General features: G+C 65.4%; 24 protein-coding genes. 20 read left to right on the top strand and 4 right to left on the bottom strand.

The annotated features are described in order from the left end of the window. Nucleotides 1–6 precede the first annotated feature (6 nt). Entirely contained in the window at nt 7–558 is a 552-nt protein-coding gene (locus tag VGR67_12590; GenBank protein HEV8337248.1) for an FHA domain-containing protein, read from the top strand. Here VGR67_12590 and VGR67_12585 read toward each other — a convergent pair. After that, nucleotides 539–2,341, bottom strand: coding sequence for a sensor domain-containing diguanylate cyclase (locus VGR67_12585; GenBank protein ID HEV8337247.1), 1,803 nt, complete (start codon nt 2,339–2,341; stop codon nt 539–541). The two genes, VGR67_12590 and VGR67_12585, sit on opposite strands and share 20 nt — an antisense overlap. 271 nt (nt 2,342–2,612) lie before the next feature. On the opposite strand from VGR67_12585, the gene VGR67_12580 reads away from it, so the two are divergent. From VGR67_12580 to guaA, 14 genes are all read left to right on the top strand, one after another. Beyond that, a complete protein-coding gene (locus tag VGR67_12580) occupies nt 2,613–2,990 on the top strand; it encodes a hypothetical protein (protein ID HEV8337246.1) in 378 nt (125 codons plus the stop codon). After that, nucleotides 2,987–3,832: a patatin-like phospholipase family protein gene (locus tag VGR67_12575; protein ID HEV8337245.1), complete on the top strand. Its 846-nt coding sequence runs from the start codon at nt 2,987–2,989 to the stop codon at nt 3,830–3,832. Before VGR67_12580 ends, VGR67_12575 begins: the two co-directional genes overlap by 4 nt. 65 nt (nt 3,833–3,897) lie before the next feature. Continuing rightward, nucleotides 3,898–4,773, top strand: coding sequence for an S-methyl-5'-thioadenosine phosphorylase (gene mtnP / locus VGR67_12570; GenBank protein HEV8337244.1), 876 nt, complete (start codon nt 3,898–3,900; stop codon nt 4,771–4,773). A 1-nt stretch (nt 4,774) separates the two neighbouring features. Beyond that, entirely contained in the window at nt 4,775–5,686 is a 912-nt protein-coding gene (locus tag VGR67_12565) for a PfkB family carbohydrate kinase (protein HEV8337243.1), read from the top strand. Further along, nucleotides 5,686–6,405: a hypothetical protein gene (locus tag VGR67_12560; protein ID HEV8337242.1), complete on the top strand. Its 720-nt coding sequence runs from the start codon at nt 5,686–5,688 to the stop codon at nt 6,403–6,405. The genes VGR67_12565 and VGR67_12560 overlap by 1 nt, the downstream gene beginning before the upstream one ends. A gap of 77 nt (nt 6,406–6,482) precedes the next feature. Further along, nucleotides 6,483–7,022 carry a 6,7-dimethyl-8-ribityllumazine synthase gene (ribH, locus tag VGR67_12555; protein HEV8337241.1) on the top strand — a complete coding sequence of 180 codons (540 nt, stop codon included), beginning with the start codon at nt 6,483–6,485 and terminating at the stop codon, nt 7,020–7,022. Nucleotides 7,023–7,025: 3 nt separating this feature from the next. Then, nucleotides 7,026–7,475, top strand: coding sequence for a transcription antitermination factor NusB (gene nusB / locus VGR67_12550; protein ID HEV8337240.1), 450 nt, complete (start codon nt 7,026–7,028; stop codon nt 7,473–7,475). A 267-nt stretch (nt 7,476–7,742) separates the two neighbouring features. Beyond that, nucleotides 7,743–9,371, top strand: a complete 1,629-nt coding sequence (locus VGR67_12545) for a DUF4388 domain-containing protein (protein HEV8337239.1) — start codon at nt 7,743–7,745, stop codon at nt 9,369–9,371. 2 nt (nt 9,372–9,373) lie between these two features. Further along, entirely contained in the window at nt 9,374–10,279 is a 906-nt protein-coding gene (locus VGR67_12540; GenBank protein HEV8337238.1) for a response regulator, read from the top strand. A gap of 74 nt (nt 10,280–10,353) precedes the next feature. Then, a complete protein-coding gene (locus VGR67_12535; GenBank protein HEV8337237.1) occupies nt 10,354–11,208 on the top strand; it encodes a methyltransferase domain-containing protein in 855 nt (284 codons plus the stop codon). 39 nt (nt 11,209–11,247) lie between these two features. Next, nucleotides 11,248–13,785, top strand: a complete 2,538-nt coding sequence (leuS, locus tag VGR67_12530) for a leucine--tRNA ligase (GenBank protein HEV8337236.1) — start codon at nt 11,248–11,250, stop codon at nt 13,783–13,785. Beyond that, nucleotides 13,782–14,300, top strand: coding sequence for an LPS assembly lipoprotein LptE (gene lptE / locus VGR67_12525; GenBank protein ID HEV8337235.1), 519 nt, complete (start codon nt 13,782–13,784; stop codon nt 14,298–14,300). Before leuS ends, lptE begins: the two co-directional genes overlap by 4 nt. Further along, nucleotides 14,301–15,368, top strand: a complete 1,068-nt coding sequence (gene holA, locus VGR67_12520) for a DNA polymerase III subunit delta (GenBank protein HEV8337234.1) — start codon at nt 14,301–14,303, stop codon at nt 15,366–15,368. Then, on the top strand, nt 15,365–16,918 hold the full coding sequence (gene guaA / locus VGR67_12515) for a glutamine-hydrolyzing GMP synthase (protein ID HEV8337233.1): 1,554 nt from the start codon (nt 15,365–15,367) through the stop codon (nt 16,916–16,918). Before holA ends, guaA begins: the two co-directional genes overlap by 4 nt. A gap of 150 nt (nt 16,919–17,068) precedes the next feature. On the opposite strand, the gene VGR67_12510 is transcribed toward guaA, so the two are convergent. Both VGR67_12510 and VGR67_12505 read right to left on the bottom strand, forming a co-directional pair. After that, on the bottom strand, nt 17,069–18,298 hold the full coding sequence (locus tag VGR67_12510) for an IPTL-CTERM sorting domain-containing protein (protein HEV8337232.1): 1,230 nt from the start codon (nt 18,296–18,298) through the stop codon (nt 17,069–17,071). Between the two features lie 292 nt (nt 18,299–18,590). Then, nucleotides 18,591–19,322, bottom strand: coding sequence for a hypothetical protein (locus VGR67_12505; protein ID HEV8337231.1), 732 nt, complete (start codon nt 19,320–19,322; stop codon nt 18,591–18,593). Nucleotides 19,323–19,455: 133 nt separating this feature from the next. Between VGR67_12505 and xrtH the strand changes: the two genes are divergently transcribed. The 5 genes from xrtH to VGR67_12480 all read left to right on the top strand — a co-directional run bounded on the left by xrtH (nt 19,456) and on the right by VGR67_12480 (nt 25,070). Further along, on the top strand, nt 19,456–19,959 hold the full coding sequence (gene xrtH / locus VGR67_12500; GenBank protein HEV8337230.1) for an exosortase H: 504 nt from the start codon (nt 19,456–19,458) through the stop codon (nt 19,957–19,959). Nucleotides 19,960–20,110: 151 nt separating this feature from the next. After that, nucleotides 20,111–20,935, top strand: coding sequence for a hypothetical protein (locus tag VGR67_12495; protein ID HEV8337229.1), 825 nt, complete (start codon nt 20,111–20,113; stop codon nt 20,933–20,935). A gap of 336 nt (nt 20,936–21,271) precedes the next feature. Continuing rightward, nucleotides 21,272–22,510, top strand: a complete 1,239-nt coding sequence (locus VGR67_12490; protein HEV8337228.1) for a HAMP domain-containing sensor histidine kinase — start codon at nt 21,272–21,274, stop codon at nt 22,508–22,510. A 3-nt stretch (nt 22,511–22,513) separates the two neighbouring features. Then, entirely contained in the window at nt 22,514–23,887 is a 1,374-nt protein-coding gene (locus VGR67_12485; GenBank protein HEV8337227.1) for a sigma-54 dependent transcriptional regulator, read from the top strand. A 169-nt stretch (nt 23,888–24,056) separates the two neighbouring features. Beyond that, nucleotides 24,057–25,070: a DUF523 and DUF1722 domain-containing protein gene (locus VGR67_12480; GenBank protein HEV8337226.1), complete on the top strand. Its 1,014-nt coding sequence runs from the start codon at nt 24,057–24,059 to the stop codon at nt 25,068–25,070. 67 nt (nt 25,071–25,137) lie between these two features. Here the strand turns inward: VGR67_12480 and VGR67_12475 are convergent, their stop codons facing one another. Then, nucleotides 25,138–26,127, bottom strand: a complete 990-nt coding sequence (locus VGR67_12475; GenBank protein HEV8337225.1) for an IPTL-CTERM sorting domain-containing protein — start codon at nt 26,125–26,127, stop codon at nt 25,138–25,140. Nucleotides 26,128–26,399: the final 272 nt, after the last annotated feature.

Genomic DNA, 26,399 nt, shown 5'->3' with positions numbered 1-26,399 from the left:
CGGAACATGGACATCATTTGTCCCGCCTGCAAGACCAAGATGGATGCGTTGACCAATCCGAGAGGAGAAGGTCGGCGGCACTACCGCTGCCCGCTTTGCGAGGGGGAGTACGTCATCCCGGCGCCGGGCGGCGACGTCGAGACGCCGGGCGCGAAGCCGGCGCCGGCGATGGCGGTCGAGAAGCCCTCCTCTCCGCCGACCATCCCGGGGTTCACGGTGGGCGGAGTCCCGGGGGCGGAATGGCAGGTTCCGGAGGAGCTGCAGTTCTCCCTGCGGGTTCTGGAAGGCGTCGAGGCGGGCAAGGTGTTCGCGGTGAACCGGAGCCGCGTGACCGTCGGAAGGGAGGAGGGAGACATCCTGCTCGGCGACCCGCTCGTCTCGCGGAAGCACGCGGCGTTCGAAGTCTTCGGCTCCCATCACATCGTCGTGAAGGATCTCGCCAGCACGAACGGGACCTATCTGAACGGCCGCCTCATCGCCTACTCGAAGCTCAACAACGGCGACAAGATCAAGATCGGCTCCAGCGTGCTGGAGGCGGTCATTCAGATCGCAGAGTGACCGGCACCGGCGCCGCGCCGCCCGTCGCGCCGCCGGGGGCCCCGCCCTGGAGCGAGAAGACGGCCACCCGATCGCGGCCTTCCCGCTTGGCGCGGTACAGGGCCTGATCCGCCCGCCTCACGAGATCCTCGAGACCCCCGTCGAAATCGGTCGGATAAGTGCTGATTCCGATGCTCGCCGTGGCCCGGGCGCCCGAGATGGCGGAGGAGAGGCCGGCGATTCCGGCGCGGATCCTCTCGGCCGTGGCCTGGGCGGCCTCGACGTGCGTCTGGGGGAGCAGCACGCAGAACTCGTCCCCTCCCCACCGGCAGGCGATGTCCGAGGCGCGCAGGCTCTGCCGGATGGCGTCCGCCGACATCTTCAGGAAGCGGTCGCCGATGGTGTGCCCGTGCCGGTCGTTCACTTCCTTGAAGGTGTCGAGATCCAGCATCAGGACCGCGAAGGGGCTGCGGTAGCGCTGCGCGCGGGCCCGCTCGTCCGCGAGGCGCTGCAGGAAGTGATGCCGCAGGTAGAGCCCGGTCAGCTGATCCACGGTGGCGAGCTGGTAGTGCCGCGCGTTCTCGATCGCCACCGCCGCCTGCTGCGCGATCGTGGTGAAGACCGAGAGCCGGCTGATGTCGTACCGGCCGGGCTCCGAGTCGACGACGCCCATGATGCCGGTGCCCTTCTGCTCGACGACGAGCGGGACCAGGAGGATGGAGCGGATCGCCTGATCGTGGACCACCGGCGGGAAGGGAAGCGTGCGCCCTTCTTCGTTGATGTCACGGATCAGCAGGGGCCGGCAGGTCTTCAGGGTCCAGTCCACGAAGCCGGGCCCGACGGGAAGCCGCTCCTCGGAGCGCAGCTCCTCGCCCCGGTGGATGTAGCGGGCGCTGACCTCGCGCTTCTCGGGGTCGGCCATGGCGATGAAGAAGACGCCGCCCGGAAAGACCTGCCGGCAGTACCGGCTCACCACCGTGCAGACCATCACCGGGTCGAGGCTGGCCGTGACTTCGCGTCCGATGTTGTTGAGCGCCGCCAGCTCGGCGGTGCGCTCCTCGAGGCTCTCGTTGGATTCTCGCAGTCCCCCCTCGACGCGGTTCAGGCGATGGAAGAGCCAACTCACGAGCAGCAGCGACGCGGCCAGGCACAGGAACGCGGAGAGCCCCGACTTCACGTAAAGCGAAATCAGCGCCAGGACCAGCGGAATCGTGAAGATCTCGAGGGGCGAGATGTACAGAAGGTGGTGGCGCGTGAATTCGAGAGCGTCGCCCCCGCGCTCGCGCATCGCCGCGGCCAGGAGGATGAGGTTGACGCCGTTGAGGACCAGGAAGACCAGCACCACGGCCAGCGTGTTCTTCCACGTGAGCGCCGAGAAGTCCCAGAGGCTCCCGAGGTGGGAGCAGGTGATGTGGCCCGCCGCGAGCGTGATGAACAGCATGCCGGCGTTGAAGCTCGTCAGCGCGAAGCCCGGCCGGGTGCCGGGCGCCTCGCCGCGGCGCACGACGATCCCGAGGAGCACCGCCCCGCCGGCGGCCACGAAGGGAAGCGGGCGCGGCAAGACGGCGATCGAGGCGATGAGAAAGACGTAGTCCATCGACATGCGCGCCCGCGGCAGGATCGTGAACGGGAACCGCCAGGCCAGGCCGATGAGCAGCGCGAAGAGCCCCACCGGAAGCAAATTGGCTCGGATCGCCGAAGGATCGGCGGCGATTTCGATCACCGCAAGGAGCAGGCCGCCGAGCCCCAGAATGACGGCATAGGCGACGAACGCGCCTCTTTCGGACTTCCGTTTCTCCGTCATTCGGCAATCTCCTGACTGCGCTGCGGGATGAAATATAGGGACCCTGGCGGACGGCGGCAAGAGCGGCCGGGCCGAAGCGGGCGCCCGTGTCCAGAATTTGCACTCGGGATCCTCCGCGCTCAAACTTCTCCAGGGCCGGATCGACGCCGCCAGTGTGCACAGGGCCCCCAGGAGGCCGGAAAGCGGCGTTGACAGCGGGAATTGGGCTTGGATAAGATGCGCCACGCCGCCTGCAACTCGAAATCGATCCTCCGAGGAGTCGGCCTCTTCCATGATCAAGCTCGCCGACGGCTCCGTCCGGCTCGCCCTGCCGCTCGATTCGAGTCTGGGGCCTCTGGTCACCGAAGCGGCACGCTCCTACCTGACGATGTGCCATCTCCCCGCTTCCGCCTCCCGTTTCATCGCCAGGCGGATCCAGGGGGCGGTCGCCCGCCTGGTCCGCGCCCGCCAGCCGGTGCGCGCCTGGCTCCTCCTGCGCAGCCGCGGCGGCGAGGTGCGAGTGGCCCTTCGCGTCATTCGCGCTGGCCCCCCGAAGCCCACCCTCTCCCCCCTGGCGCGCGGGGCCCCGCCGGGCGTCCGGGCGGAGTACCGTCCCGGGAAGGCGGGCGGCCTTCTCACCTTCACCGCGACGCGCCCGGATCGGGATTGACTCCTCCCGAGCCCCGGGAGGAGGCTGCGCCCGAACGGGGCCTCTGCGTGGTCCTGGGCGCCGGCGCCTTCCGCGGCCTGGCGCACGTCGGGGTCCTCAAGGCGCTCCGGAAAGCCTCTCTGCCGATCGATTCGATCATCGGCTCCAGCATCGGAGGGCTGGTCGCCGCCTTCCACGCCGGGCTCGGCCTCGATTTGGACGAGATCGCCGACAAGATGTCGCGGCTGACGACCCCTGCTCTTTTCAGCCTCGGGGTCGCGTTGCGCCGCTGGGGGGCGCTGTCGCTGCAGGCGCGCCGCCGGGTCGAGACGCTGCTGGAGGAGCTCGCCCGTCTCGAGACGATGGATCTGGGACGGCTTCATTTCGGCGTGCGGCGTCTCGGCCTGCTGGCGATGGACCTCCCCCGAGGCGTCGAGGTCTTCACCGCCACGGGCATGCCGGGCCCCGTCAGGGCAGACCGCGTCGTGCTCGGCGGAATCAGCATCCCGATGCTCTTTCCTCTGGTGAAAGTTGAGGCGGAGGGGAGGATCTACCGCCTCTCCGACGGCGGCTTCAGCCACGCCGTTCCGGTCGAAAGGGCCTTCGAGAGCCCCTTCCGCGCGCGCACCGTGCTGGCCGTGGACCTCCAGGTGATCCGCGGCTTCCGGGAGCGGGGAAGGAACCGCTGGGCGGCGCTGCACGGACGGCACGGGGAGTCCTTGGTGCGGTTGACTCCGGACGTGTCGGGCGCCGGAACGATCTTCTTCCGGCAGGGACAGGCGGCCGATCTGGTGCGGGCCGGAGAGGAGAGCGTCACCGACGCCATCCTCTCCCGGTTGACCCTTTCAGGCTCTGGATGCTAGTGTTGCGTCTCGAAGCGCTGCGCCCCTAACTTCCTTTCCCGCAGGACCACCCTCGGAGAACTTGCATGTCCCAGGCCCAGGTGGGCGTCATCGGCGGCAGCGGCCTTTATCAGATGCCGGAATTCACCGGGACGGAGAGCGTCCCGATCGAGACACCTTTCGGGCCGCCCTCCGATGCCTACCGGGTAGGCCGCCTCGCCGGCGTGCGCGTGGCGTTCCTGGCGCGCCACGGCCAGGGGCATCGAATCCTCCCCTCCGAGATCAACTTCCGCGCCAACCTTTACGGATTCAAGGCCCTGGGCGTCGAGAGGATCATCTCGGTCTCCGCCGTCGGCAGCCTCAAGGAGGAAATCGTCCCCCTCGACATCGTGATTCCCGATCAGTTCATCGACCGGACGCGCGGCCGGATCTCCACCTTCTTCGGGGAAGGGCTGGTCGCCCATGTGGCTTTCGCCGACCCCGTCTGCGGCGTCCTCTCGCGCCTCCTCCGGGAGACCGCAGAGGGCACGGGAGCGCGCGTGCATCCGGAGGGAACCTATCTCTGCATGGAGGGGCCGGCCTTCTCGACCCGGGCCGAGTCGCGTCTCTACCGCTCCTGGGGCGCCGCGGTCATCGGCATGACGAATCTCCAGGAGGCAAAGCTGGCGCGCGAGGCGGAGATCTGTTACGCGACGCTCGCCATGGCGACCGATTACGACTGCTGGCGCGTCGAGGAGGAGGCGGTGACGGTGGCCGAGGTCGTCGCCCGCCTGCAGCAAAACGCCGACACGGCGGCGCGCATCATCACCGCGGTGCTGCCGAAGCTTCCGGGCGAGCGCGCCTGTCCCTGCGCCACGGCCTTGAAGAACGCCCTGCTCACCGCGCCGGGGGCGATTCCGCCGGAGACCCGGCGCCGGCTCGATCTCCTGGTGGGGCGCTACCTCGGCGGGGGGAAGTCCTGACGTGGCGATCCTGGTGGTCGGCTCGGTGGCGTTCGACACGGTCCAGACCCCGGCGGGCCGCGCCGACGGCGTGCTGGGGGGATCGGCCAGCTACTTCTCGGTGGCGGCCTCCTTCTTCGCGCCCGTGCACCTTCTCGCCGTCGTGGGGGAGGACTTCAATCCGGAGCACGCCGAGATCTTCCGGGCGCGCGGCGTCGACACGACCGCGCTGTCGCGCGTGCCGGGGAAGACGTTCCGCTGGAGCGGCGTCTACGGCGAGGACCTGAACCAGCGGACCACCCTTTCCACCGATCTGAACGTCTTCGAGCACTTCCGCCCGGCGCTCCCGGAGCGTCTCCGAAAGGTCGAATTCCTGTTCCTCGCGAACATCGACCCCGAGCTCCAGACCTCGGTGCTCCGGCAGATGAAGCGGCCGCGCCTGGTGGCGTGCGACACGATGAACTTCTGGATTTCGGGAAAGCCGCGGGAGCTGCGGGAGATGCTCAAGGAGATCGACATCCTCCTGGTCAACGACGAGGAGGCGCGACAGATCGCGGGCGATCCCAATATCGTCCGCGCCGCCCGGAAGATCCTGGGAATGGGTCCCTCCTCCCTCATCGTGAAGCGGGGAGAGTACGGCGCGGCGATGTACGGCAACCACTCCCACTTTGCCGTCCCGGCCTATCCGCTCCTGGATCCGGTCGACCCCACCGGAGCGGGCGACTCCTTCGCCGGGGGCTTCGTCGGCCACCTCGCCCGGATCGGGACCCTGAACGAGGCCGGCGTCCGGCAGGCCCTGATCGCCGGAAGCGTCATGGCCTCGTTCTGCGTCGAGGACTTCAGCCTGAGACGCTTCCGGACGCTGCGCCCGGAGGAGATCCGGACGAGGCAGAAGGAATTCAGCCGGATGACCGAGTTCGAGGAGCTCGTGTAGTGCCCTGGCTGCTCCTGCTGGCGGCCACCCCCATCCTCACCTTTCTCGGGTACGTCTCGGGATTGCCCTGGCTCCTGCCGATCCTGCAGGTGATTCCCGCCTATCCGCTCATGGTCCGGGATCTGCGGGAGCGGAGAATCTCCCGGGCGATCCTCCGGATGCTGCTCTGGGCGCTGCTGATCGCCGTGAGCGTGGAGGTTCTGGCGCTCTACGCTCCCGAGTCGGGCGCCGCCTCCGTGCTGCACGGCCGGGCCTATCGGGACGAGATGCTCCGTTGGGTGCGCACCGGGTCGGGGACCGAGAGCGCGCCGTCGCGGTTCATCCCGCAACACCTGCTGCACGCTGCCGTCTTCATTGCCTTGTCGCTGGCCACCGCCAGCCTGGCTTCGCTGATTCTCGGGGCGGTGCTCATGAACTACATGAGCTTCTACGTGGGGAGCCTCATGAGCCTCGCCGAGACGCCCTCGAAGGTGGCGCTCTTCGGCTGGCCTCCCTGGGCGATGCTGCGCGTCGTGTCCTTCGTCATCCTGGGGGTGGTCCTGGCGGGCCCCGCCCTGAAGCGGTGGCTCGGAATTCCTTTTCGCTGGGAGGACCGGCGCCTCTGGATCGCCGCCGCGGGCGCGGGACTGATCCTGGATCTGGCGTTGAAGGCGATGCTCGCCCCGACCTGGAGCGCGCTGCTGCGATCGGCGCTCTTCCCGGTTTCCCGCGGTCTTTGACCTCATACGAAGCTTCGGCATAAGATCGCCCGCGCGGCTCGAAGAAGCACCAGACGCCGCGCCCCAGGAGGAGGAGGGTGTCGCGATCCAGGTCCGAGTCGAGCGGCAGGATTCCCGGCGCCTCGCGATTCCGGTTCGGCGTCGTGGTGAGCGATTATCACTCCGAGACGGCGGAGAGGCTTCTGGAAGGGGCCCTGGAGTGTCTGGCGGTCCACGGCGTGAGCCGCGAGGCGATCTCGATCTTTCGCGTCCCCGGGGCCTTCGAGATCTCGCAGGCGGCCGCGAAGCTGCTGGAGCGCCCCGATCGAGCGCTCGACGCCTTGATCTGCCTGGGGATGATCCTGCGGGGCGACACGCTGCACTTCGAGCTCCTCGCGCGCGAAGTCTGCGCCGGCCTCTCCGAGATTTCACGGCGGACCGGCGTTCCCGTGGCCTTCGGCGTGCTCACGGTGGAAAACGAGGCGCAGGCGCGGGATCGATCGGCAAAGGGGCGAATGAACAAGGGATGGGAAGCCGCCCGGGCGGCGCTCCGCATGGCCACTCTTTATCGAAATCTTGAAGCGGGGATCGGGGGCCGGCCCGCGCCGGCTCCCGGCCGTTCCGCCGCGCGGAGATAGCGCATGGGGGAAAGAAGGCGCGGCCGGGAATTCGCGCTCCAGATTCTCTTTCAGATCGATATGGGCGGGTCGGAGATCGAAGAGGCGACTTCCACGTTCTGGGAGGGAAAGAGGGTTCCCGCCGATTCGCGCCGTTTCGCGGAGAGTCTCGTCCAAGGGACGACGGACCATCTCACCGAGATCGACGCGCGGCTTCGCGAAGGTCTCGTCCACTGGAGGCTTCCCCGGATCGCCGCCGTCGATCGAAGCGTTCTGCGCCTGGCCGTCTACGAGCTCCTCTACGAGAAGGAGACGCCGCCGATCGTCGTCATCGATGAGGCGATCGAGCTGGCCAAGCGCTTCGGTGGGGAAGAATCGGGTCTGTTCGTGAACGGCGTGCTCGACGGGATCCGAAAACGGCTCGCGGCGCCCGGCCCCGCCGCCGAAAGCAACGCCGGATCGTCGAAAACCTGACTATTCCTCCTTGTTCCGGCGCTGCTTCGTCAAATTCCCCGCCTCGGGGCGAGCGGCGCTCGAAACCACCACGTTTCGCATAACCTCATTGCATTGAGATGCTTAGACTTGACTCCCCGGTGCTGAAGGCCGACGCGGGCGGCGCTCCTTTCGAGAAACTATCTCCTTTTCCCACTATGGATTGGCAAAGCAGTTTTTCATTCCTATATTTCCAGTGTCCGCCTCCCGAACGGGGGCTGCCGACTGCAGGAGTCTTGCTTGAGCCTCGTGGGAAGCCTGAAAGACCTCCCCTTCTCCGACATCCTTCAAATCCTCTGCTTGAGCCGGCGCTCCGGAATCCTCTACCTGAAGAACGGCGATCCTCTGGTCATCCTGCGCTTCCGCAACGGACTGCTGTGCGGACTGGATCTGCCCGGGGAGGAAAGCCCGCTGATTCGGGGAATCCGGCGCGAGAAGCTGGTGCCCCCGGAAGTGCTGGAGCAGGCGATCCGCGAGTGCCGGCGCGCCACCGATTCGCTGCTGCAGAACCTGGCGGCGAAGACCTACCTCGATCCGGATCATGTTCGCCGGGTGGTGGTGTCCGAAGTCCGCGAGATCTTCCGGCGCCTCCTGAAATGGATCGACGGCGAATTCCGTTTCGAGCTGAGCGATCCCGCCGAGTCGGCCGCCAAGGAGCGGGCCGACGAAACCCAGCGGCGGGAGGGGACGGCGTCGAACGAGGGAACGCTTCTGCGGATCCCCGAGGGGCTCGATCCCCGGGAGATTCTCCTGGAGGAGATGCAGCTCCTCGGCGCCGAGTCGGTGCACCATTTCTTCCTCCCGACGCTTCCTCCTCAGCCGGCGGGCGAGGTGGCGACGCGGCGCGCCGGAGCCGAGACCGACGCGGGCGAGGGCGTCCTCAGCGTCGTCCTGGTCGACGAGCGCTCGGTCTATCGCGATCTTCTCGCGGCGGCTTGGCGCAAGGAGGGTTTCAGGGTCGATGCCTCGTCCTCGCCTGAAGCGGGGTACCAGCGCTTCGCGTTGCTGGCGGAGTCGGGGGCCCCGGCCTCGCTCGTTTCCGATCTGGTGGTCCCCGAAACCGGCGGCGCCGGCTATGCGGGCGGGTTGGAGCTTCTGATTCGAGCCCGCCAGGAGTTCCCCGGGGCGCAAGTGATCCTGATGTCGGAGGGGGTAGATCCGACGGTGGAGGAGGCCGCGCGCTCCCTGGGCGCCCGCGCCATCCTCCAGAAGCCCGTCACGCTTCCGGCCGACGCGGAAGGACTGCGGGAGGCGGTGGAATCGCTCGCCCGCCAGGGGACCCGGCTGCTCCGCGACGAGACGGCGGAGCTGGCGCCTCCCCCGGGGCAGGACGACGATCGGACCGAAACGATCCGGGTGGTGGATCAGCTCTCCCTGCTGGGCGCCCTCCTTGGAGAGCTGCGCCGCCCGGGAAGCGACGTCGAAATCCCGCTCCTCGTCCTCCGGCTGGCTTCGGAGTACTTCGAGCGCGGCGTCCTTCTGGCGGTGGGCGAGCAGGAGGTCAAAGGCCTGGGAGGCTTCGCCGGAAACGGGACGGGGGAGTTCCTCAGCCGGAAATGTCACGGCATCTCCGTGCCGATCGCTCCCGGCAGCCGCCTGAACCAGGTTCTCGCCGACAAGACCTCGGTCCGCGGGCCGTTGGAGCACCCGGACGAGCTGCGACTGCTGGAGCAGCTCGGAGGGGGCCCCACCTCGGATGCCGTGCTCCTTCCTTTGATGAGCAACGACCAGGTCGTTGCGGTCCTTTACGGCGACAACGGGAAGAGTGCGGCTCCCGTGGGCGACACGCGGGGCCTCGAGATTTTCCTGGGTGAAGTCGGATTTGCCCTGGAGAAGACGCTCCAGGGCCGGAGCGCCGCTTCCATTCCCGGGAGTTAGCCGTGATCGTGTCCTGCTCCCGGTGCGGCGCCCGGTACCGCCTCGACGAATCGAAGCTGACCTCTCCCACGGCGCTGCTGCGCTGCCGGAAATGCGGCGAGCGCATCCCGGTCACGCGACCGGCGCCGCAGGGCGCCGCCGTGCCGGTCCCGCAGGGCGCCGCCGTGCCGGTCCCGCAGGCCGCGCCAAGGCCCCGCACCGCCTTGCTGGCGGACGAGCCTCGCGAGTTCCGGGATCTCCTCGAAACGGAGCTCCGCGCGGCAGGCTACGAGGTGAGCGTCGCCGAAAGCGGCGACGAGGCGCTTCTCCTCGCGGCGAGCCATCGTTTCGATCTGATCGTCCTGAACGCCTACCTGCGGAGGCTTCTCGGCATCCACGTCTGCGAGAGGCTCAAGTCGGATCCGATGCGGCGCAGCGTCCCGATTCTCCTGACGGGCGCCCTCCTCATGCGTGAAGCCGGGGAAGCCGGCCCCAGGCATCTCTACGGCGCCGACGGTTTCATCCCCACGAGCATCGATCGCGCCGATCTCACGGAGCGCATCCGCCGCGCCGCCGCGGGCGAGGGCCTGCCGGCGCCGGCGAAGGTGCCTCCCGGGCCGCCGGAGCCCGGCGCCGCGCCGGCGGCCGCTCCGGCGGAACCGCCCGCCGTGGGCGAAGAAGCGGAAATCCGTCGCCTGGCGCGCATCATGATCTCCGACATCCAGATCTACCATCCCGAGAAATTCAGCCGGGCCTTGCGGGAAGGGACGTTCTTCGAAGCTTTCTCCGAGGAGCTGGGACGCGGCAAGCGGATCATCGACGCACGCTTTGGCCACCTTCCCAACCGCATCCAGCTTCTCGCCGCCGGCCTGAGAGACACGCTGGCCGCCCACCGCGGCGCGCCCCGGCGCCGCGCCTCCGGCGAATAGCCTCCACCGCCCTAGATCGCTATCATGGCCCAGCCCGCCGGGCGGGGCACGCGCATCCGCATTGGGAGGAAGCTTTGAAGGAGGGGCGCCGGCCGAAGGCTCCGATCCCGCGATCCCATTATCTGCACGGCACCTCCGCCGCCGAGCAGCGGCGGCTCGCCCTGCTCAACGACTTGCTCAACGAGGGCTCGCTGCGGGAGCTCGCTCTTCGAGGAGGGGAGAAGATTCTGGAGATGGGAAGCGGGCTGGGACAATTCGCCCGGGCCATGGCGTCCCGGGCGGGCCGCCGGGGGAGGGTGATCGGCATCGAGCGCAGCCGCGACCAGCTCGCGCAGGCCCTGCGCCTCGCCAAGCGGGAAGGCGATCCGCAGCGCGTCGAGTTCCGCCTCGGCGACGCCCTGGCGCCCCCTTTGCGCGACCAGGAATGGGGCACCTTCGACGTCGCCCACGCCCGCTTCCTGCTCGAGCACCTGCGCGACCCGCCGCGAGCCGTGCGCGCGCTCGTGAGGGCGGTGCGGCCGGGGGGCCGGATCGTCCTGGAAGACGACGATCACGATGTCCTGCGGCTCTGGCCGCCCGTTCCGGGATTCAGCGCGCTTTGGGCCGCCTACCAGCGCAGCTTCGACCGCGTTGGAAACGATCCCTACGTCGGCCGCCGGCTCGTCTCCCTGCTGCACGGGGCGGGCGCGCTTCCCGCCCGGAACACCTGGATCTTCTTCGGCAGCTGCGCCGGAAACCGGAGCTTCGCGGGATTCGCCGAAAACTTGCTGCGGGTGATCGCCGGGTCGAGCGAGGCGATCCTGGCGCACGACCTGCTCGCCGCCGAGGCGGTCGAGTCGGCGCTGCAGGCGCTGCGCGCCTGGTCGAAGCGCCCCGACGCGTCGATCTGGTTCGCCGTCTGCTGGGCTGAAGGCCGCCGCCCTTCCTGACTCCCGCCCGCTCCAATTCTTGACAGTCGCTCGATGGGAATGCTAAGTTTCGCTGCTATTTCAAGGACTTGCGCCGATCCGGCGAGGGGCGTCTTGAGCGAGTACGACTTTCGAGCGATCGAAGCCAAGTGGCAGAAGATCTGGGAGGACGAGAAGGCATTCGAGGTCGACAACCGTCCCGATCCCTCCCGCCCCGACTTCTACTGCCTCGAAATGCTCCCCTACCCCTCCGGCCGCCTGCATATGGGGCACGTCCGCAATTACACCATCGGCGACGCCTTGGCCCGGTTCAAGACGGCGAGGGGCTTCAAGGTGCTCCATCCGATGGGGTGGGACTCTTTCGGGCTGCCGGCCGAAAATGCTGCCATCAAGCGGAAGATCCACCCGCGAATCTGGACGGAAGACAACATCTCCCAGATGCGCCAGCAGCTGCGGCGAATGGGATATTCCTACGATTGGCGGAGGGAAATCGCCGCCCACCGCCCCGAGTACTACCGGTGGAATCAGTGGTTCTTCCTCAAGCTGCTCGAGCGCGGCCTGGCCTACCGCGCCAACCGCTGGGTCAACTGGTGCAACACCTGCCAGACCGTTCTCGCCAACGAGCAGGTCGAGGGCGGGGTCTGCTGGCGCTGCGAGTCGCCGGTCGTCCGCAAGGCGCTGGAGCAATGGTTCTTCCGCATCACGGACTACGCCGAGGAGCTCGATGCCTTCCTGCCCAAGCTCACCGGCTGGTCCGATCGGGTCCGCCAGATGCAGAAGAACTGGATCGGCCGCAGCGAGGGGGCCCTCGTCCGCTTTTCCGTCGAGAGATCGGCGGCCGAGCCGCTGGAGATCTTCACCACGCGCCTCGACACGATCTACGGCGCCACGTTCTGCGTGCTGGCGCCCGAGCATCCCGCCGTGGCGGCTCTGACCGCCGGGTCCCCCGAAGCGGCGCGGGTCACGGAGTTCGTGCGGCGCATGACGGAGCGCAACGTCTCGACCCTCGACTTCGAGACGGAGGAGAAGGAAGGCGTGTTCACCGGACGGCACGCCCTGAACCCCTACACGGGAGAGCGGATCCCGATCTGGGTGGGGAACTTCGTCCTGATGGAGTACGGCACGGGTGCCATCATGGCGGTGCCCGGGAACGACGCGCGGGACCATGAGTTCGCGCTGAAATACGGCCTGCCGATCCGCCCGGTCGTCCGTCCGGAAGACGCCTCCGCGCCGCCCGCCGCGGACGGACCGTTCGTCGAGCCCGGGATCTTGATCGATTCCGGGCCCTATACGGGGATGACGAGCGGCTCGGCCTTCGAGGCGATGCTGCTATCCGGCGAGGAGAAGGGCTTCGCGCGGCGCACCGTGCATTACCGGATCCGCGATTGGGGAATCTCCCGGCAGCGCTACTGGGGCACTCCCATCCCGGTCATCCATTGCGCGCGGTGCGGGGCCGTCCCCGTTCCCGAGAAGGACCTGCCCGTCATTCTTCCGGACGACGTGGAGTTCACCGGCGAAGGGGGCTCGCCGCTGGCGCGCTCCGCCTCCTTCACGAAGGCGGACTGCCCGCGTTGCGGCAACCCGGCGCGGCGCGAGACCGACACGATGGACACGTTCGTCGATTCGTCGTGGTATTTCTACCGCTACACCGATCCCCAAAACGAGCGCGCTCCTTTCGACGCGGCGGCCGCACGCGCCTGGTTTCCCATCGACCAGTACACCGGCGGCATCACCCACGCCATCCTGCATCTGATCTATTGCCGCTTCTTCACGAAAGTGATGCGGGACATGGGACTCGTGGATCTCGACGAGCCGGTCGTGCGGCTGCTGAACCAGGGCATGGTCCTCAAAGGCGGCTCGGCCATGTCGAAATCGAAAGGGAACGTCGTCGAGCCCGACTCCATGGTGGAGCGCTACGGAGCGGACACCTGCCGTCTCTTCATCCTCTTCGCCTCGCCGCCGGAGCGGGATCTGGAGTGGAACGATCAAGGAGTGGAAGGGTGCCACCGTTTCCTGGAGCGCGTCTGGCGGCTCGCCGCGTCCGCTTTCGCCCCCTCCCCGGCGCCCGCCCCGCCGGCCGCCGGCTCCGAGCGCCAGACGGCGCTCCGGCGCAAGACGCATCAGACGATCCTTCGGGTCACCGAGGATCTCGACCGGCGGCTCCACTTCAACACCGCGATCGCCGCCATCATGGAGCTGGTGAACGAGACCAGCCTCTTCGTCCAAGCCGGCGTCACCAGCGAGGCGGAGCGAGCCTGCGCCCGCGAGGCGCTGACCGCCATCGTCCGCCTGCTCTCGCCGTTCGCGCCCCACTTCTCCGAGGAGGTCTGGGAGCGGCTGGACGGCAAGGGCCGCCTGCTGAGCCTCGCCTGGCCCGAGGCCGATCCGGCGCTCGCCGCGGCGCCGCAGGTGGAGGTGGTGGTCCAGATCAACGGCAAGCTCCGGGGGAAGGTGACGGTCGGGCGCGGGGCCTCCGAAGGGGAGGTCCTCGAGCGGGCCCGCGGCGACGCGCGGCTGGAAGCCCATCTCCAAGGAAAGACGCTGGCCAAGACGATCTTCGTTCCGGATCGTCTCCTCAACCTCGTGGTGCGCGGGTGAGGAGGCCGGGACAGCTCCTGCTCGTTCTGGCGGCGGGGGCCTGGATCGGCTGCGGGTACCACCTCACCGGACACTCGAGCAACCTGCCTCCGGGAATCACGCGAATCGGCGTCCCGACTTTCATCAACAAGACCGATCGTCCCGAGCTGGAGCAGCGCATCACCGGGCACGTGATCAGCCAGTTCCTGACGCGCGGCCGGTATCAGATCGTCGCCAGCGAGGAAGGGGTCGACGCCGTCCTACGGGGCGAGATCACGACGTTCGTGCAGACGCCGGTGGCCATCAACGCCCAAGGCCGCGCCACGCGCTACGAGATCATCATCAACGCCAAGGCGGTCCTCGTCGGCACGGCCGACGACCAGACGCTGTGGCAGGACGATCACTTCGTCTTCCGCCGGCAGTACGACGTCTCGGCGCAGGCGGAAGGCGCCATCACCGAGGAGACCGTCGCCTTGGATCAAGTCAGCATCGATTTCGCGGAATCGGTCGTGACCTCGATTCTGGAAGGTTTTTGAATGGCCCGCCAAGCGGCGCGCGATGGGTCGAGCCTGCGGCGGGATCTCTCCGCGGGCAAGATCTCTCCCGTGTACTTCCTGGTCGGAGAGGAGGCCTTTCTGAAGGAGGAGGCCGCGGCGGCCATCCGGAGGTCGGTCCTGGGCGAGGCGGAAACCGAAGGCACGCTCTGGAGCCTGACCGTCCTGGAAGGGGGCGCGGCGACGCTCGCGGAGATTCTCGATGCGGCGCGGACGCTCCCGATGCTGTCGGAGCGCCGGCTGGTCCTGGTCAAGAGCGCCGAGAGCATGCGGGAATCGGAGGCCGATGTCCTCAAGGAATACTTGAAAGATCCCGCGCCGACCACCTGTCTCGTCTTCGCGACCGGATCGGGGAAGCCCGATTTCCGGAAGGCCGTGTTCCGCGCCTTGCAGGAGCGCGCTTGCGTCGTGGAGTTCCCGGCGCTCAAGGGTCCCTCGATCGCCAAGTGGATCCGGGATCGGGTCCGGGCGCGCGCGGCCGAGATCGACCCCGAGGCGGTGGCGCTGCTCGAAGTCCATCGCGGATCGGATCTCTTCGGGATGGATCAGGAGCTGTCGAAGGTCCTGGACTTCCTGGCGCCGGCGCGCCGGATCACGGCGGAAGCGCTCGGCGAGACCCTCGGGACGGCGGTGGCGGGATCGATCTTCGAGATGGCGGAGCGCGTCGGAGCGGGGGAGGGGATCGAGGCGATTCGTCTGCTCCGAGGGATCCTGGCGGAAGGGGAGGAGCCGGTCCGGCTGCTGTTTCTCATCGCCCGGCAGATCCGCATCCTGGTGACCGGAAAATCGCTCGTCAAACAGGGACGCCGCGGCCGCGATCTGGCGGCGGCGCTCGGGATTCCGCCGTACCCCGCGCTCCTGGAGAAGACGCAGCGGCTGATCGATCGGTTCCCCGAGGAGGCGGGAGCCCCCTCGTTGAGAAGGATCTTGGAGGCGGACCGGGCGCTGAAGGGTGGCGGAGGGAAGGGACCGGTGATCCTGGAAAGACTGGTGATCGACCTCTCTTCTCTGGTGAACCGACGCGCCCCGCGCGCGGGGGCGAGGGCATGAGCGACGACGGCGTCCGGCACGAGAGAGTCGTCGTCCTGGATTACGGCTCGCAAACCTCCCAGCTGATCGCCCGGAGGGTCCGCGACCTCTCGGTCTATTGCGAGCTCCTGCCGTGCACCGCGCCGTTCGAGGCGATCGCCACGCCCCCCCCCCGCGGGCTGATCCTCTCGGGGGGGCCCGACTCCGTCTATCGCGAGGGCGCACCCGATCTCGATTCCCGTCTCGTCTCGCTCGAAGTGCCGATCCTCGGGATCTGCTACGGCATGCAGCTCATGGGAAAGACCCTCGGGGGACGAGTGAAGCCCTCCGCGGGAAGGGAGTTCGGCCGCGCGCGCCTCCAGGTGACGCAAGACGTTCCGCTGTTCGCGGGACTCGCCTCCGAGCAGCAGGTCTGGATGAGCCACGGCGACTCGATCGAAGAGCCGCCGCCGGGGTTCGTCATCACCGCGCGGACCGACGCCACTCCCTGCGCCGCCATGGCCGACTCGCGCCGCGCCCTTTACGCCATTCAGTTCCATCCCGAGGTGGCCCACACGCTTCAGGGGCGGGAGATCCTGCGCAACTTTCTCTACGGGATCTGCGGCTGCCGGGGCGACTGGAACATCGCCTCGGTGTCGGAGGAGATCGTGGAAGGGATCCGGCGGCGGGTGGGAGCGGGCCGCGTGGTCCTGGGGATCTCGGGAGGCGTCGATTCCACCGTCGCGGCGGCGCTGCTCCATCGCGCCATCGGCGACCGGCTCCATCCGATCTTCGTCGACACCGGACTCCTGCGCCAGGGAGAGGGGGATGACGTCGAGCGGGCCCTGCGCGACCAGCTGGCGATTCCGCTCGCCCGGGTGGACGCTTCCTCGGAGTTCCTGGCGGGCCTCTCCGGGATCGAAGACCCGGAGGAGAAGCGACGGGTGATCGGCCGGGTCTTCGTGGCGGTCTTCGAGCGGGAGGCCGCCAAGCTGGGGAAAGTGGACTTTCTGGCTCAGGGGACACTCTACCCCGACGTCATCGAATCGACCTCGTTCGCGGGACCTTCGGCGGTCATCAAGACGCATCACAACGTGGGGGGACTGCCGGAGAAGATGCGGCTGAAGCTGGTGGAGCCGCTGCGGGAGCTGTTCAAGGACGAGGTCCGCCGCCTGGGCGCGACCCTCGGGATTCCGGCCGAGCTTCTCGGCCGCCATCCCTTTCCGGGGCCGGGGCTGGCGGTGCGGCTCCTCGGGGCCGTGACGCGGGAGAGGCTGGAAATCCTCCGGCAGGCCGACGCGATTTTCATCGCGGAGCTGCGCGGCGCCGGCCTCTACGATCAGGTGGCCCAGGCGTTCGCCGTCCTGCTCCCCGTGAAGAGCGTCGGCGTGATGGGAGACTACCGGACCTACGAGAACGTCTGCGCCCTGCGGGCGGTCACGACCGATGACTTCATGACCGCCGACTGGGCCCGCCTGCCGCACGATTTTCTCGCGGCGGTTTCGACCCGCATCGTGAACGAGGTGCGCGGCATCAACCGCGTCGTCTACGACGTCTCCTCCAAACCCCCTTCCACGATCGAGTGGGAATAGGGCGCTTTCCGAACCTCATCCGCTTGTCAGCGTACGGATTCTTCCGCGCGGCGGAACCGGTTGCCGGTCTCCTTTCGAAGCGGCTCATCGGATCGGACACGAGCCGAGGGATGCATCTCTCGGCTCGGTGCCGATTCGCTTCTTGCGGTCCTACTCCCGGGACAGCCGCCTGCGGCGAAGCAGCCAATAGCTCGACGCCAGGAGCAGAATGACCACCAGCGCCATTCCCCACTGGTTCAGGGTCGGAATACCGAGATCAAAATCGCTCGTCTCCGCCACAATCCCCATGTTCAGCGGCCCCGACACCCTGACCGAGACGAGCTTGCTCTTCGCGTTGGCGACGCGCGAGCGGGAGCCCGGGGCGAAACGGGCCTTCTTATCGGCCTTCGCGATGGGATCTATCCTTGAAATCTCATCGTTTTGAGAGAAGCGCGCATTGCGATCGGTCTGCGCGTCGAGCCCCAAACCGGTCGCCAACATCTTGGTGGTGACCTCGTCGGCGATCGTATCGTCATTCTTCCCCGTCGTGTCGACCGTGAAAACCTGATTCGAGCCGGTAATGGGGTCGAGCGTGAACGTCACGATTCCATTGGGGCACGTGCCGCCGCCTGGGCAGTCGACGTTCGAGACACAGGCGTTGCCGCTGTTGGTTCCCGCGGTGCATGTCCGGCTGATCTGGACGAGATATTGCGGCTGAAGGTCCACCCCGACGACATTTCCACCGGTGGTGAACGTAAACAGGGAATTGAGTTGACAAGGAACGTCGTCGTCGATCTCGAAAGTTCCAAGCCCGGTCTTGGTGATCTTGAAGCCGCAATTCGGGCTGGTCTCCGTCGATTCAATGTAAATCACAGCGGGGACCCCGAGGCCGATGGCGCAGCAATCCGGTGCCGCACCTGGCTCCCCCGACAGTTTGCATTGGGCGGGAACCGCACCGACCGTGCTTCTCCCCGGACCCGTGCTCACTCTAAACTTGTGTTTCGAGAACAGGAACTGAGGGTCGAGAGGGTTGGTCGTCAGTTCGTTATCGGCGCATGGTCCAGAACCATTGGCATTGGGGCAGTCTAGGAGGAAGGCCTTGCGGCAGTAGTTGTTGACGGCCTGTGTGGCAAGTGCCTCGCCCGTATCACAGGGAGCCTCTTTGACCTCACCACCGAAGCCGGCTGCCAACGACGTAACGGGGGTGAAGTAGAAATCTTTTCCGGCCTTGGTAAAACGCACCGCCGAGAACAGTTGCCTGAAAGCAGGAGGAGTGGGGAAATTCGAGAGATTTGTGACCGGCCCGCAGCCGAGTGCGCTGTCCGGTAACTCGTTGGAAGCGGCGCGCAGGTTCGTGGAAATCAGCAACGATAGGACCGACAGCAGGAGCAGCTTGGACAAGTCACGCATTTCTTGTTCCTCCTCGTGGACAAGCCGTGCCGAATGGATCTGATTGTGAGAGAGAGCGATTCGCCCTCTCGCAATCCGGATGCCAGATGCTTTTTCTCGAAGAGATTTCGACAAGTATTTCAGAACCCGCAGAATGCAAGCTTACTCAGGCGGGAAATACTCGTTAGTATCAAATGGACATGGGTGCAGAATGCGCCATACCTTTGAGGCGCAGAATGTCGATGCAAGTGTTTTTAGTGCTTTCCGGGTCGTTGGAACGGTGGAGCGTTTTGCGCCCCCCCGCTCAACTTGCAGCGTCGCGGGCGATCTGGGTGGTCCCTCGCGTCCACCGATCGGCGAGCAACGCGCTCAGGTGCAGGATCAGTCCCCCGACGGCCATCCCAAGCAGGGCGGAGATCGTGACCGCGGTCCCGAACAACACCCGGTGCGTCGGGAACCGGGCCGTAAATTCGCCCAGGAGAGCGACGAGATCGTCGGAGCGCAGGGCCATCCAGCGGTCTCGATCCACTAGGAAACCTGCCGGAGGCAGGGCGAGCGCGGTGAGGAGAACGGATCCCGCCTCGTACAGGTCCCCCGTCAGCGAGAGAAGCGGCGCAACAACGAGCATCGTGCCTGGAGCGAGAAGAACGATGCTTTTTCGCGCCCTGGCGATTCTGAGGAGGGTCGAGGCTGCGAGGGCTGTCGGAACGAAAGGAGCGAGATCGATGGCAAGATAGACGAGATCCGATCCGTTCGTGTCGAAGCGTGTCAGCCGGCCGGCATACTTGCCGCCCGAGCGAACGAAAGGGAAGATCCTTTCCAGAATTCGGCCACCGTACAGAGACTGGATCTGCAGTTCCTGGACGCTCCCGCCGCTCGCGATCGCGCCCAAGGCATGAAGCAGCTCATGGAGCGGAACGTAGAGCACCCAGCAACCCGCCGTGAAGAAGAGAAGTCCCGCCAGCCGTCTCCCTGAGAAAAGCGCCGCATCGAGGGCATCGAGAAACTCGCCAGCCGCGATCTTCCAGGGTTCCACCACTACCCGGAAGATGATTCGTCCGGCCGTCTTGAAAGATCCGCTTGCAACTCGAAGGAGGGTGCGGTACAAAGAGTTCAGCTCTGACCTCAATTCATCTCAACCATCACGAGCTGGCGAGCGCGGGGCCCTCGTGCGACGATTTGTTTTCCTCTTCGCCCTGTATCTGTTGGCCGGCAATCTGCTCCTTCTCCTGCCGCCTGTCAAGGAGTGGTTCGTCGAGCCCTGGACCGCCCTGAACGCTCGATGGGCCGTGGAGCTCTCGCGCTGGGGAGGGGCAAGCTTGCAAGCGGCCGGAACCGTGGTCAAGACGGAGTCCGGGAGCGTCTCGGTGAAGCCGGGGTGCAACGGGGTTCACGCGCTGGTGCTCTGCGCCTCGGCCATTCTCGCTTTCCCCGCGCCCTGGACTCGCCGGCTCATCGGACTGGTGATGGCTGCGGTCGGGGTGTTCGGCTTGAATCTCGTCCGGCTCGTCAACCTGTTTTACGTCGCTCGATACCACCCGGAATCCTTGGAATTCTTCCACGTCTACGTCTGGCAGACGCTCATTGCGCTCCTTTCCTTCGGCATCTTCCTCGGCTGGGGGAGGTTCCTTGCCAGCAGTGCATCCGAAACTCCGACCGGAGATGGTGCATAGCTTCGCTTCCTTTCCCTTCGGACGGGAGCTGTGCCGTGCGCTTATTGCTTTCTGTATCTACTTGGCTGTCTATCCTCTCTGGAGCGGCTCCCGTATTCAGCGGCACTATCTGGACTTTCTGGGAGCCCAGGGCGATCGTGTCCTCGGATGGATGAGTCATTTCTCCGAGCTTCCTGGCACCGAGGAATGGCAAATCCAGAATCAGCATTCCCACCTCGTTCTGGTGCTGGTCCTTTTCCTGCTCTCCATGCGAATTGGGCTTCGGCGTCGCATCCTCGGGTTTGGCTCGATCCTGGTGTCGGTCCTTCTCTTGGATTTCATTTCTGCGGTTCTGGCGATCCAGCTCCGCACGGCCAAGACTCTCTTCGAGGAGCAGGGGATGCTCCTGCTACTCCCATGGGAGTTCAACGTCGTCGAGTGCCTCTGGTACGTTCTCTATGTCGTTCCCCTGCAAGCAGGTCCCTTTATCCTCCTGCTGGTGACGGCCTTCTGGAATGGAGCGGCGTCCCCGAAAGGAAGCGTCGGCGAAACCCCCGGAGCACTGGCTCCCGCCCCTTCCACGTCTCCAAAGCTTCGGCCTTTGGTGCTCGGCGCCTGCGTTCTTGCCGTGGCCGCCGCAGCTTTCGGCGCATCGAGGTGGGTTCATTCCCGGAACGCGAATCCACTCCACCAGAAGACTCACGTGAAACTCGGAGGCTATTTCTACGATCGCGGCGCGCTGGAGAAGGCGAGGAAGGAATACGGCTCAGCCGTCTCCGAAGGCTCGTTGGACCCCGAGGCTTGGTTCAGGCTCTCAGAGCTCCTTCGAATGGAGGGGAAGAACCGAGAAGCGGCCCGTCTTCTTCGCCGAGGCCGGTTGATCTTCCAGGATCCCCGATGGATCCGGCAAGTGGAGCGCAGTCTGACGGAATTGCAGAGGGGGAAGGAGAAGCCCGCGGTTCCGGAGATCATCGCCATCCCGCCTCCTGCGAATTGAGGGTCTGGTGCGTCTGGCGACCGTCTCGATGTGCATCCTCAATGAGGTGCATGGCGGTAACTGGGAGTTCTCCTCGAGGCTTCTCTCCACGTTTGAGCGGGAATAGAAGGGGCCTCGACGGCTTGACACGTCTCCCCGAGCATTGCTGCAGCAGCATCGCTATATTCATGGACAGCATCGGCGGCGATGTCGAGCCAAATGTCGAGAAATTCCCCTTGACTCGCCCGCCAGAGTTGCGTAAGAGTTTGAACAGTTCTCTCGGGGATAAAACCGCAACAGGTTTGGGTTAGCGCGCGAGGGGGTGCTTCCCCAACCCGGCCGGAGTGTGGCTGGCCTATGAGTGGAATCCTCTCGGCCCTTCGCAGGATGGATACAGCCCTCGTCATTCGGCACTTGGCAATCTGTCTGGCTGCCGCGGCGTCGCTTCTCTGGCCGGTTACCCTTCGCGCGGGCAACGCTTTCCTCTGGCTCATCGGAATCACCGCGCTGTCCAATCTGGCGTTGGCGATTCTTTGGGATCGACCCGAAACGAGCCGTCTCGCCCGATACGTCTCACCGCTCTTCGGAATCACGAGCTGGGCACTTCTTTCGTTTCAAAGCGGCGGCGCCGGCTCTCCTTTCATCGCCGGCTTCGCGCTGGAAACCTTGCTGTCGGCCTTCACCTTCGTCGGGTGGGGCACTCTGCTCATCTCGTCCATTTCAATCGGCTGCCTCTGGATGCAGCAGTCGCTCCTGGGATTCGCGGGGGCGCTCCGACCTCTTGGGCTCGAAACCGGGTTCCTCGTTTTGATGGGCCTGGTCGCTTTTCTGCTCTCATCGCGCTGGCAACGGGCGCGAAACGAATTCTCGCTCGAGAAGTCGGAACTGTGCGCTCGGTTGAGCTCTCTCGAACAGGAATTGGAGAGACTCCACCACGTTGGGAATGCGGGGCCAGACGCCGCTCGTCTCGCCCATTCTACGAAAAACGCCATTTATGCGATGCGTGGATTCGTCGATCTGATCCAAAGGAGGCTGGGAGCGGGAGACACGGGGAACCCGGCGCTCCGAGGGCTTCAGGCCTGTATCGGGCAGTTGGAGGAGGTCATCCGGTTCACTTTCGGTCCGCGACGTGACGAGGCCGACCGTCCGGGAGCGACGGAGGGAGCACAGACGCTGCGAGTCATCGATGACGTCATCCGCGAAGTCTCGATATGCTACCCGGAAATCCGGTGGAGCCGGCAGGTCCAGGAGCCGCTCCCGGCCATTAACACGACCGGGGCGGTGTTGCACGAAGTCCTTCTCAATTTGGTTCGAAACGCCGCCGAGTCGATGCACGGAAGGGGAGAGGTTTCGCTCGAGAGCCTTTCCCTAAACGGGACGCTGCAGATCGCGGTGCGGGATGAGGGTGAAGGGATCGACGAATCTGAACTCGAGGCCATATTCAGGCCGGGCTACACGACCAAGCCGGACGGTGCAGGATTAGGTCTTTTCCTCGCGCGCCGGGCCGTGGAGTCCCAGGGCGGTTTCCTCAAGGTGGCTCCTCGACGGCGCGGAGGCACGGAGATCTTTATTGGAATTCCCGTCCGAGGTCATTGAATCATGAGAAAGACTACGGCCCTCGTCGTGGACGACGATCCAGCCTCCCTGGGTTTCATGAGTCTGGCGCTCGCGGAGGAGTTCTCCGAGGTCCGGAGCGCCGCGGGAGGAATCGAGGCTTTGCTATGCCTCGAGGCTTCTCTTCCGGATCTGGTCGTCTCGGATCTCAGGATGCCCGATTTGGACGGTCTGGAGCTCCTGAGGCTCGTCAAAGAGCGGTGGCCCGAAGTTCCCGTCATTTTGGTCACTGTGGAGCAGGACGTGGCTCGCGTGGTCGAGGCCCTCAAGAGCGGCGCCACCAACTACCTCACCAAGCCCGTCTCTCCCTCACTCCTCTGCTCGACGGCGCTGCGGGCCTTGGCCGGGAAGCACAACCCTTTTCAGGTCGCCGACCGGTCGATTGCTGAAATCATTGGCTCCAGTCCCTGCATGATACGAGTCAGACACCTGATATCGGTAGCCGCGAAGAGCGACGTGAACGTCCTGATCAGCGGTGAAACGGGAACGGGAAAGGAGCTGGCGGCACGTGCGATCCATCGTCTCTCGAATCTCTCGCCAGGTCCCTTCGTGGCCCACAATTGCGCGGTCTCCCCGCAGGACCTGTTCGAAAGTCAGTTTTTCGGGCATCGCCGAGGGGCGTTCACGGGAGCCGACCGGGATCATCGGGGCCTGTTGGAAGAGGCGGGTGGTGGGATACTATTCCTGGACGAGCTCGAGTGCCTGAATCCACAGCATCAGGCGAAATTGCTGCGTGTCATCGACGACGGCCGAGTCCAGCCGGTAGGATCGGAGGAGTCGCGAACCGTTTCGGTCCGTTTCCTCGCGGCGACGAACCAGAATCCTGAACGCTTGATGATGGAAGGGAATCTCCGGGAAGATCTCTATTATCGACTGCGCGGGATGGAGATTGCCATTCCGCCACTGCGGGAACGCCGTCGCGACATTCTCCAACTGGCGGCCCATTTCCTGAGCGCTTCGGGGATCACTCTCGATCCCGGCGCGGTAGAGCTTCTGCAATCCTATCCATGGCCGGGAAATGTACGCCAATTGCGGAATATCCTCGAAGGGATCAGGATGCAGGTCCAGGGAGGAGTCCTGGAGCCTCGCCACGTCCTTCCCCTCGAGGGCGTCTTAAGCGGTGCTGCCCGTCATCGATCGCCGTCCACGATGTCCACGGGCATCGGCCGCGGCCGGCCGATCATGGAGCCGCCCCCGGGAGAAGCCGAGTCGAGTCTCCGCTCGATCGAGGCTCGCGCGCTTGTGGAAGCCTTGCGTGCGGCCCGCGGCCACAAAGGCCGAGCGGCTCGTAGCCTCGGGATTCACCGATCGACTCTGCGCCGGAAGATGCGGGACCTCGGGATCGAGCCTCCTTCGTGATGGTTCTGCCGATCGGTTGTTCGACTTTTCGTTCCGTGAAGTTTCCTTGCCGGAAGCAGCCCCCCTTGAGGCAGTTCCACGCGTCCGACATTCGAGGCACCTCGTTGCTACGCTTGGGTGAAGACCGGTTGAGGAAAGGACTGTTCCATTCGAGACCGGAGAATAAGACTTGAAAAGGCTGGTCCGCGGAATGGCGTTGACCGATGGCTTGCGGATCCGCATCGGAATCAGCAGCTGCCTGCTCGGAGAGGAGGTCCGCTGGGACGGTGGCCACAAGCGGAATCGTTTTATCGCTGAGACGCTGGGAAAGTGTTTTGAATGGGTTCCTGTCTGTCCGGAGCTGGAGGTCGGGATGGGAATCCCCCGAGAGCCGGTCCGGCTGACGGGACGTGTTGAAGCGCCGAAGATGGTCGGCGCGAAGTCCGGCGAGGATTGGACCTCCAAGATGACGGAATACTCCCGCAACCGGATCCGACGGCTGGAGGAGATGGATCTCTGCGGTTATCTTCTTAAGAGCGATTCTCCCTCGTGCGGGATGGAGCGCGTCAAGATCCACGCGGGGAAGGGCCCTCCGCTGCGGCAGGGGACAGGCCTCTTCGCGCGCCAGCTCATGGAGCGTTTTCCTCTCTTGCCGGTGGAGGAAGAGGGAAGACTTCAGGATCCGGGCCGGTGGGAGAGCTTCATCGTGCGAGTCTTCGCCTACCGGCGCTGGAAGGAACTCGAAACAGGGGGATGCCGGAGGCGCGACCTCGTCACGTTCCACAATGCCCACAAATTCCTGCTCCTTGCACACAATCCGAGGCTTTATCAGGGGCTGGGGCGAATGGTGGCGCAGGCCCCGGCGCACTCTCGGGCCGATCTGTGTCGATTGTACGGCGAGACATTCATGAAAGCACTTGGAAAGCCGGCCTCGGTCAAGGGACACTTCAACGTTCTGCAGCACGTCGGGGGCTTCTTCGCGAATCATCTCGACCGGACCAAAATGACGGAGATAGGGGAGCTGCTGGAAGACTACCGGCGCGGCCTGGTGCCTCTGATCGCACCTCTCACGCTATTGAGGCGTCATGCTCGCCAACAGCGCATCCCGTGTATCTCTGAGCAGATTTATCTGTATCCGCATCCCCAGGAATGGCTCCTCCGAACCGGGATATGGCGGACGGGATTGCGAGAGAGAAAGGCATAGAGCCAGATGAGGTGAACCACGCATGGTCTTCTCTGGCCCTTTGCCCCGATTCCATTCTAGCGATGCTCTACGCTAGCGCCGATCGACGCTGTCTGCGCAGCAGCCAGTATCCCGATCCGAGTAGGAAGATGGTCAGGATGATCATCGCCCACTCGCTTAGTGTCGGAATATCATTGACGTTCTCAGTGGGCTCGAGAGTGAAGCCCTGTCCCGACTGCACAACGACCTCGACGTCCGTCACGCCTGCGGCTTGTGCATTGGTGATCTCGACGAAGTACTGACCGAAGTAGGTCGCCGGGAAATGCGTGAGCGGAACGCTGGCATCAGAAGGAGGGTGCGTGACTGCGATCACATCCGGGCTGAATGCCAGCGCATTGATTGCGTCTCGAATGCCGTTGGCAATCGTCTGCGAACTGTCGGCCGCGCCGACGTTGAAGGAAGCAATTCTGGGATTCTGACCGCCTTGGTTGTGGAATATCCTGACGTTGACCTGTCCCGCTATGGCATTGGAGCGAACCTGGAGGAGAACCCGGGCGGCGAGATCGGCGCGTATATCCGGATAGTTATTGTTGTTGGTGCAATTCAGATTGGCTATGTTCCCGAAGCCGGTACCGACCTCCAGACCATCCGAGCCCGCAGTTTGCGTTAGATTGAAGCTCTCACCTTGAAGGCCTCCGATGCACGTGACCGCGAGTGGGGAGATAGGGACAGGATTGCAGACTGCCCCGGGACAACTAATGCCTGCTTCCAGGATGCATTGGCAAAGGGCCGAGGCGGCCTTCCTGGCGATGACCGCTGGCGCGTCAGCCGCAACCAGGGTGTTCACTTGGCATCCAACAGGTCGGAAGCCAATGGCCTTCAAGTTAATACCGATCGGCGCGCTGGTGGGCGCTGGGACGGGAAAGTGCTCCGACTGTGAACTCGCCGCCCGGACGATCTCGGAACCTCCCATGAGAAATGTCAAAACACCGATCACCCAATGCAGTCTCCTCGCCTTCCTTGCCATGTTTTTCTCCTGAGGACGTTCATGCACGTTACGGCGTACGTCGTTGTTCATCCCGCATCATCACGAGGATTGGCACTCTCTGATCGGTTCTTGAGCAACCAGCGTGCCTATCCTACGCGGCGCTTTCTGGATCAGCCTTTCAAGGAGTTGGACAAGGGGAAGCCCATGGGCTCGTGTGAGGATCAAGAGTCACAACGGAGCATTCTGCTCCGAGCGTTTTCGTATCTTGTTGATCAAAAGGTTCATGACGAATGCCCGGACGATGGCGCATTTCGCTTCAACCTGTTGTCCAGAATGAGACAGGAGCGCGAGTGAGGGCCTCT

The organism is Candidatus Polarisedimenticolia bacterium (assembly GCA_036004685.1).
In the GTDB taxonomy this organism is placed as follows: domain Bacteria; phylum Acidobacteriota; class Polarisedimenticolia; order Gp22-AA2; family AA152; genus DASYRE01.
The sequence above is the reverse complement of the archived record's forward strand: the minus strand, read 5'-3'. Positions and strand labels throughout refer to the sequence as shown.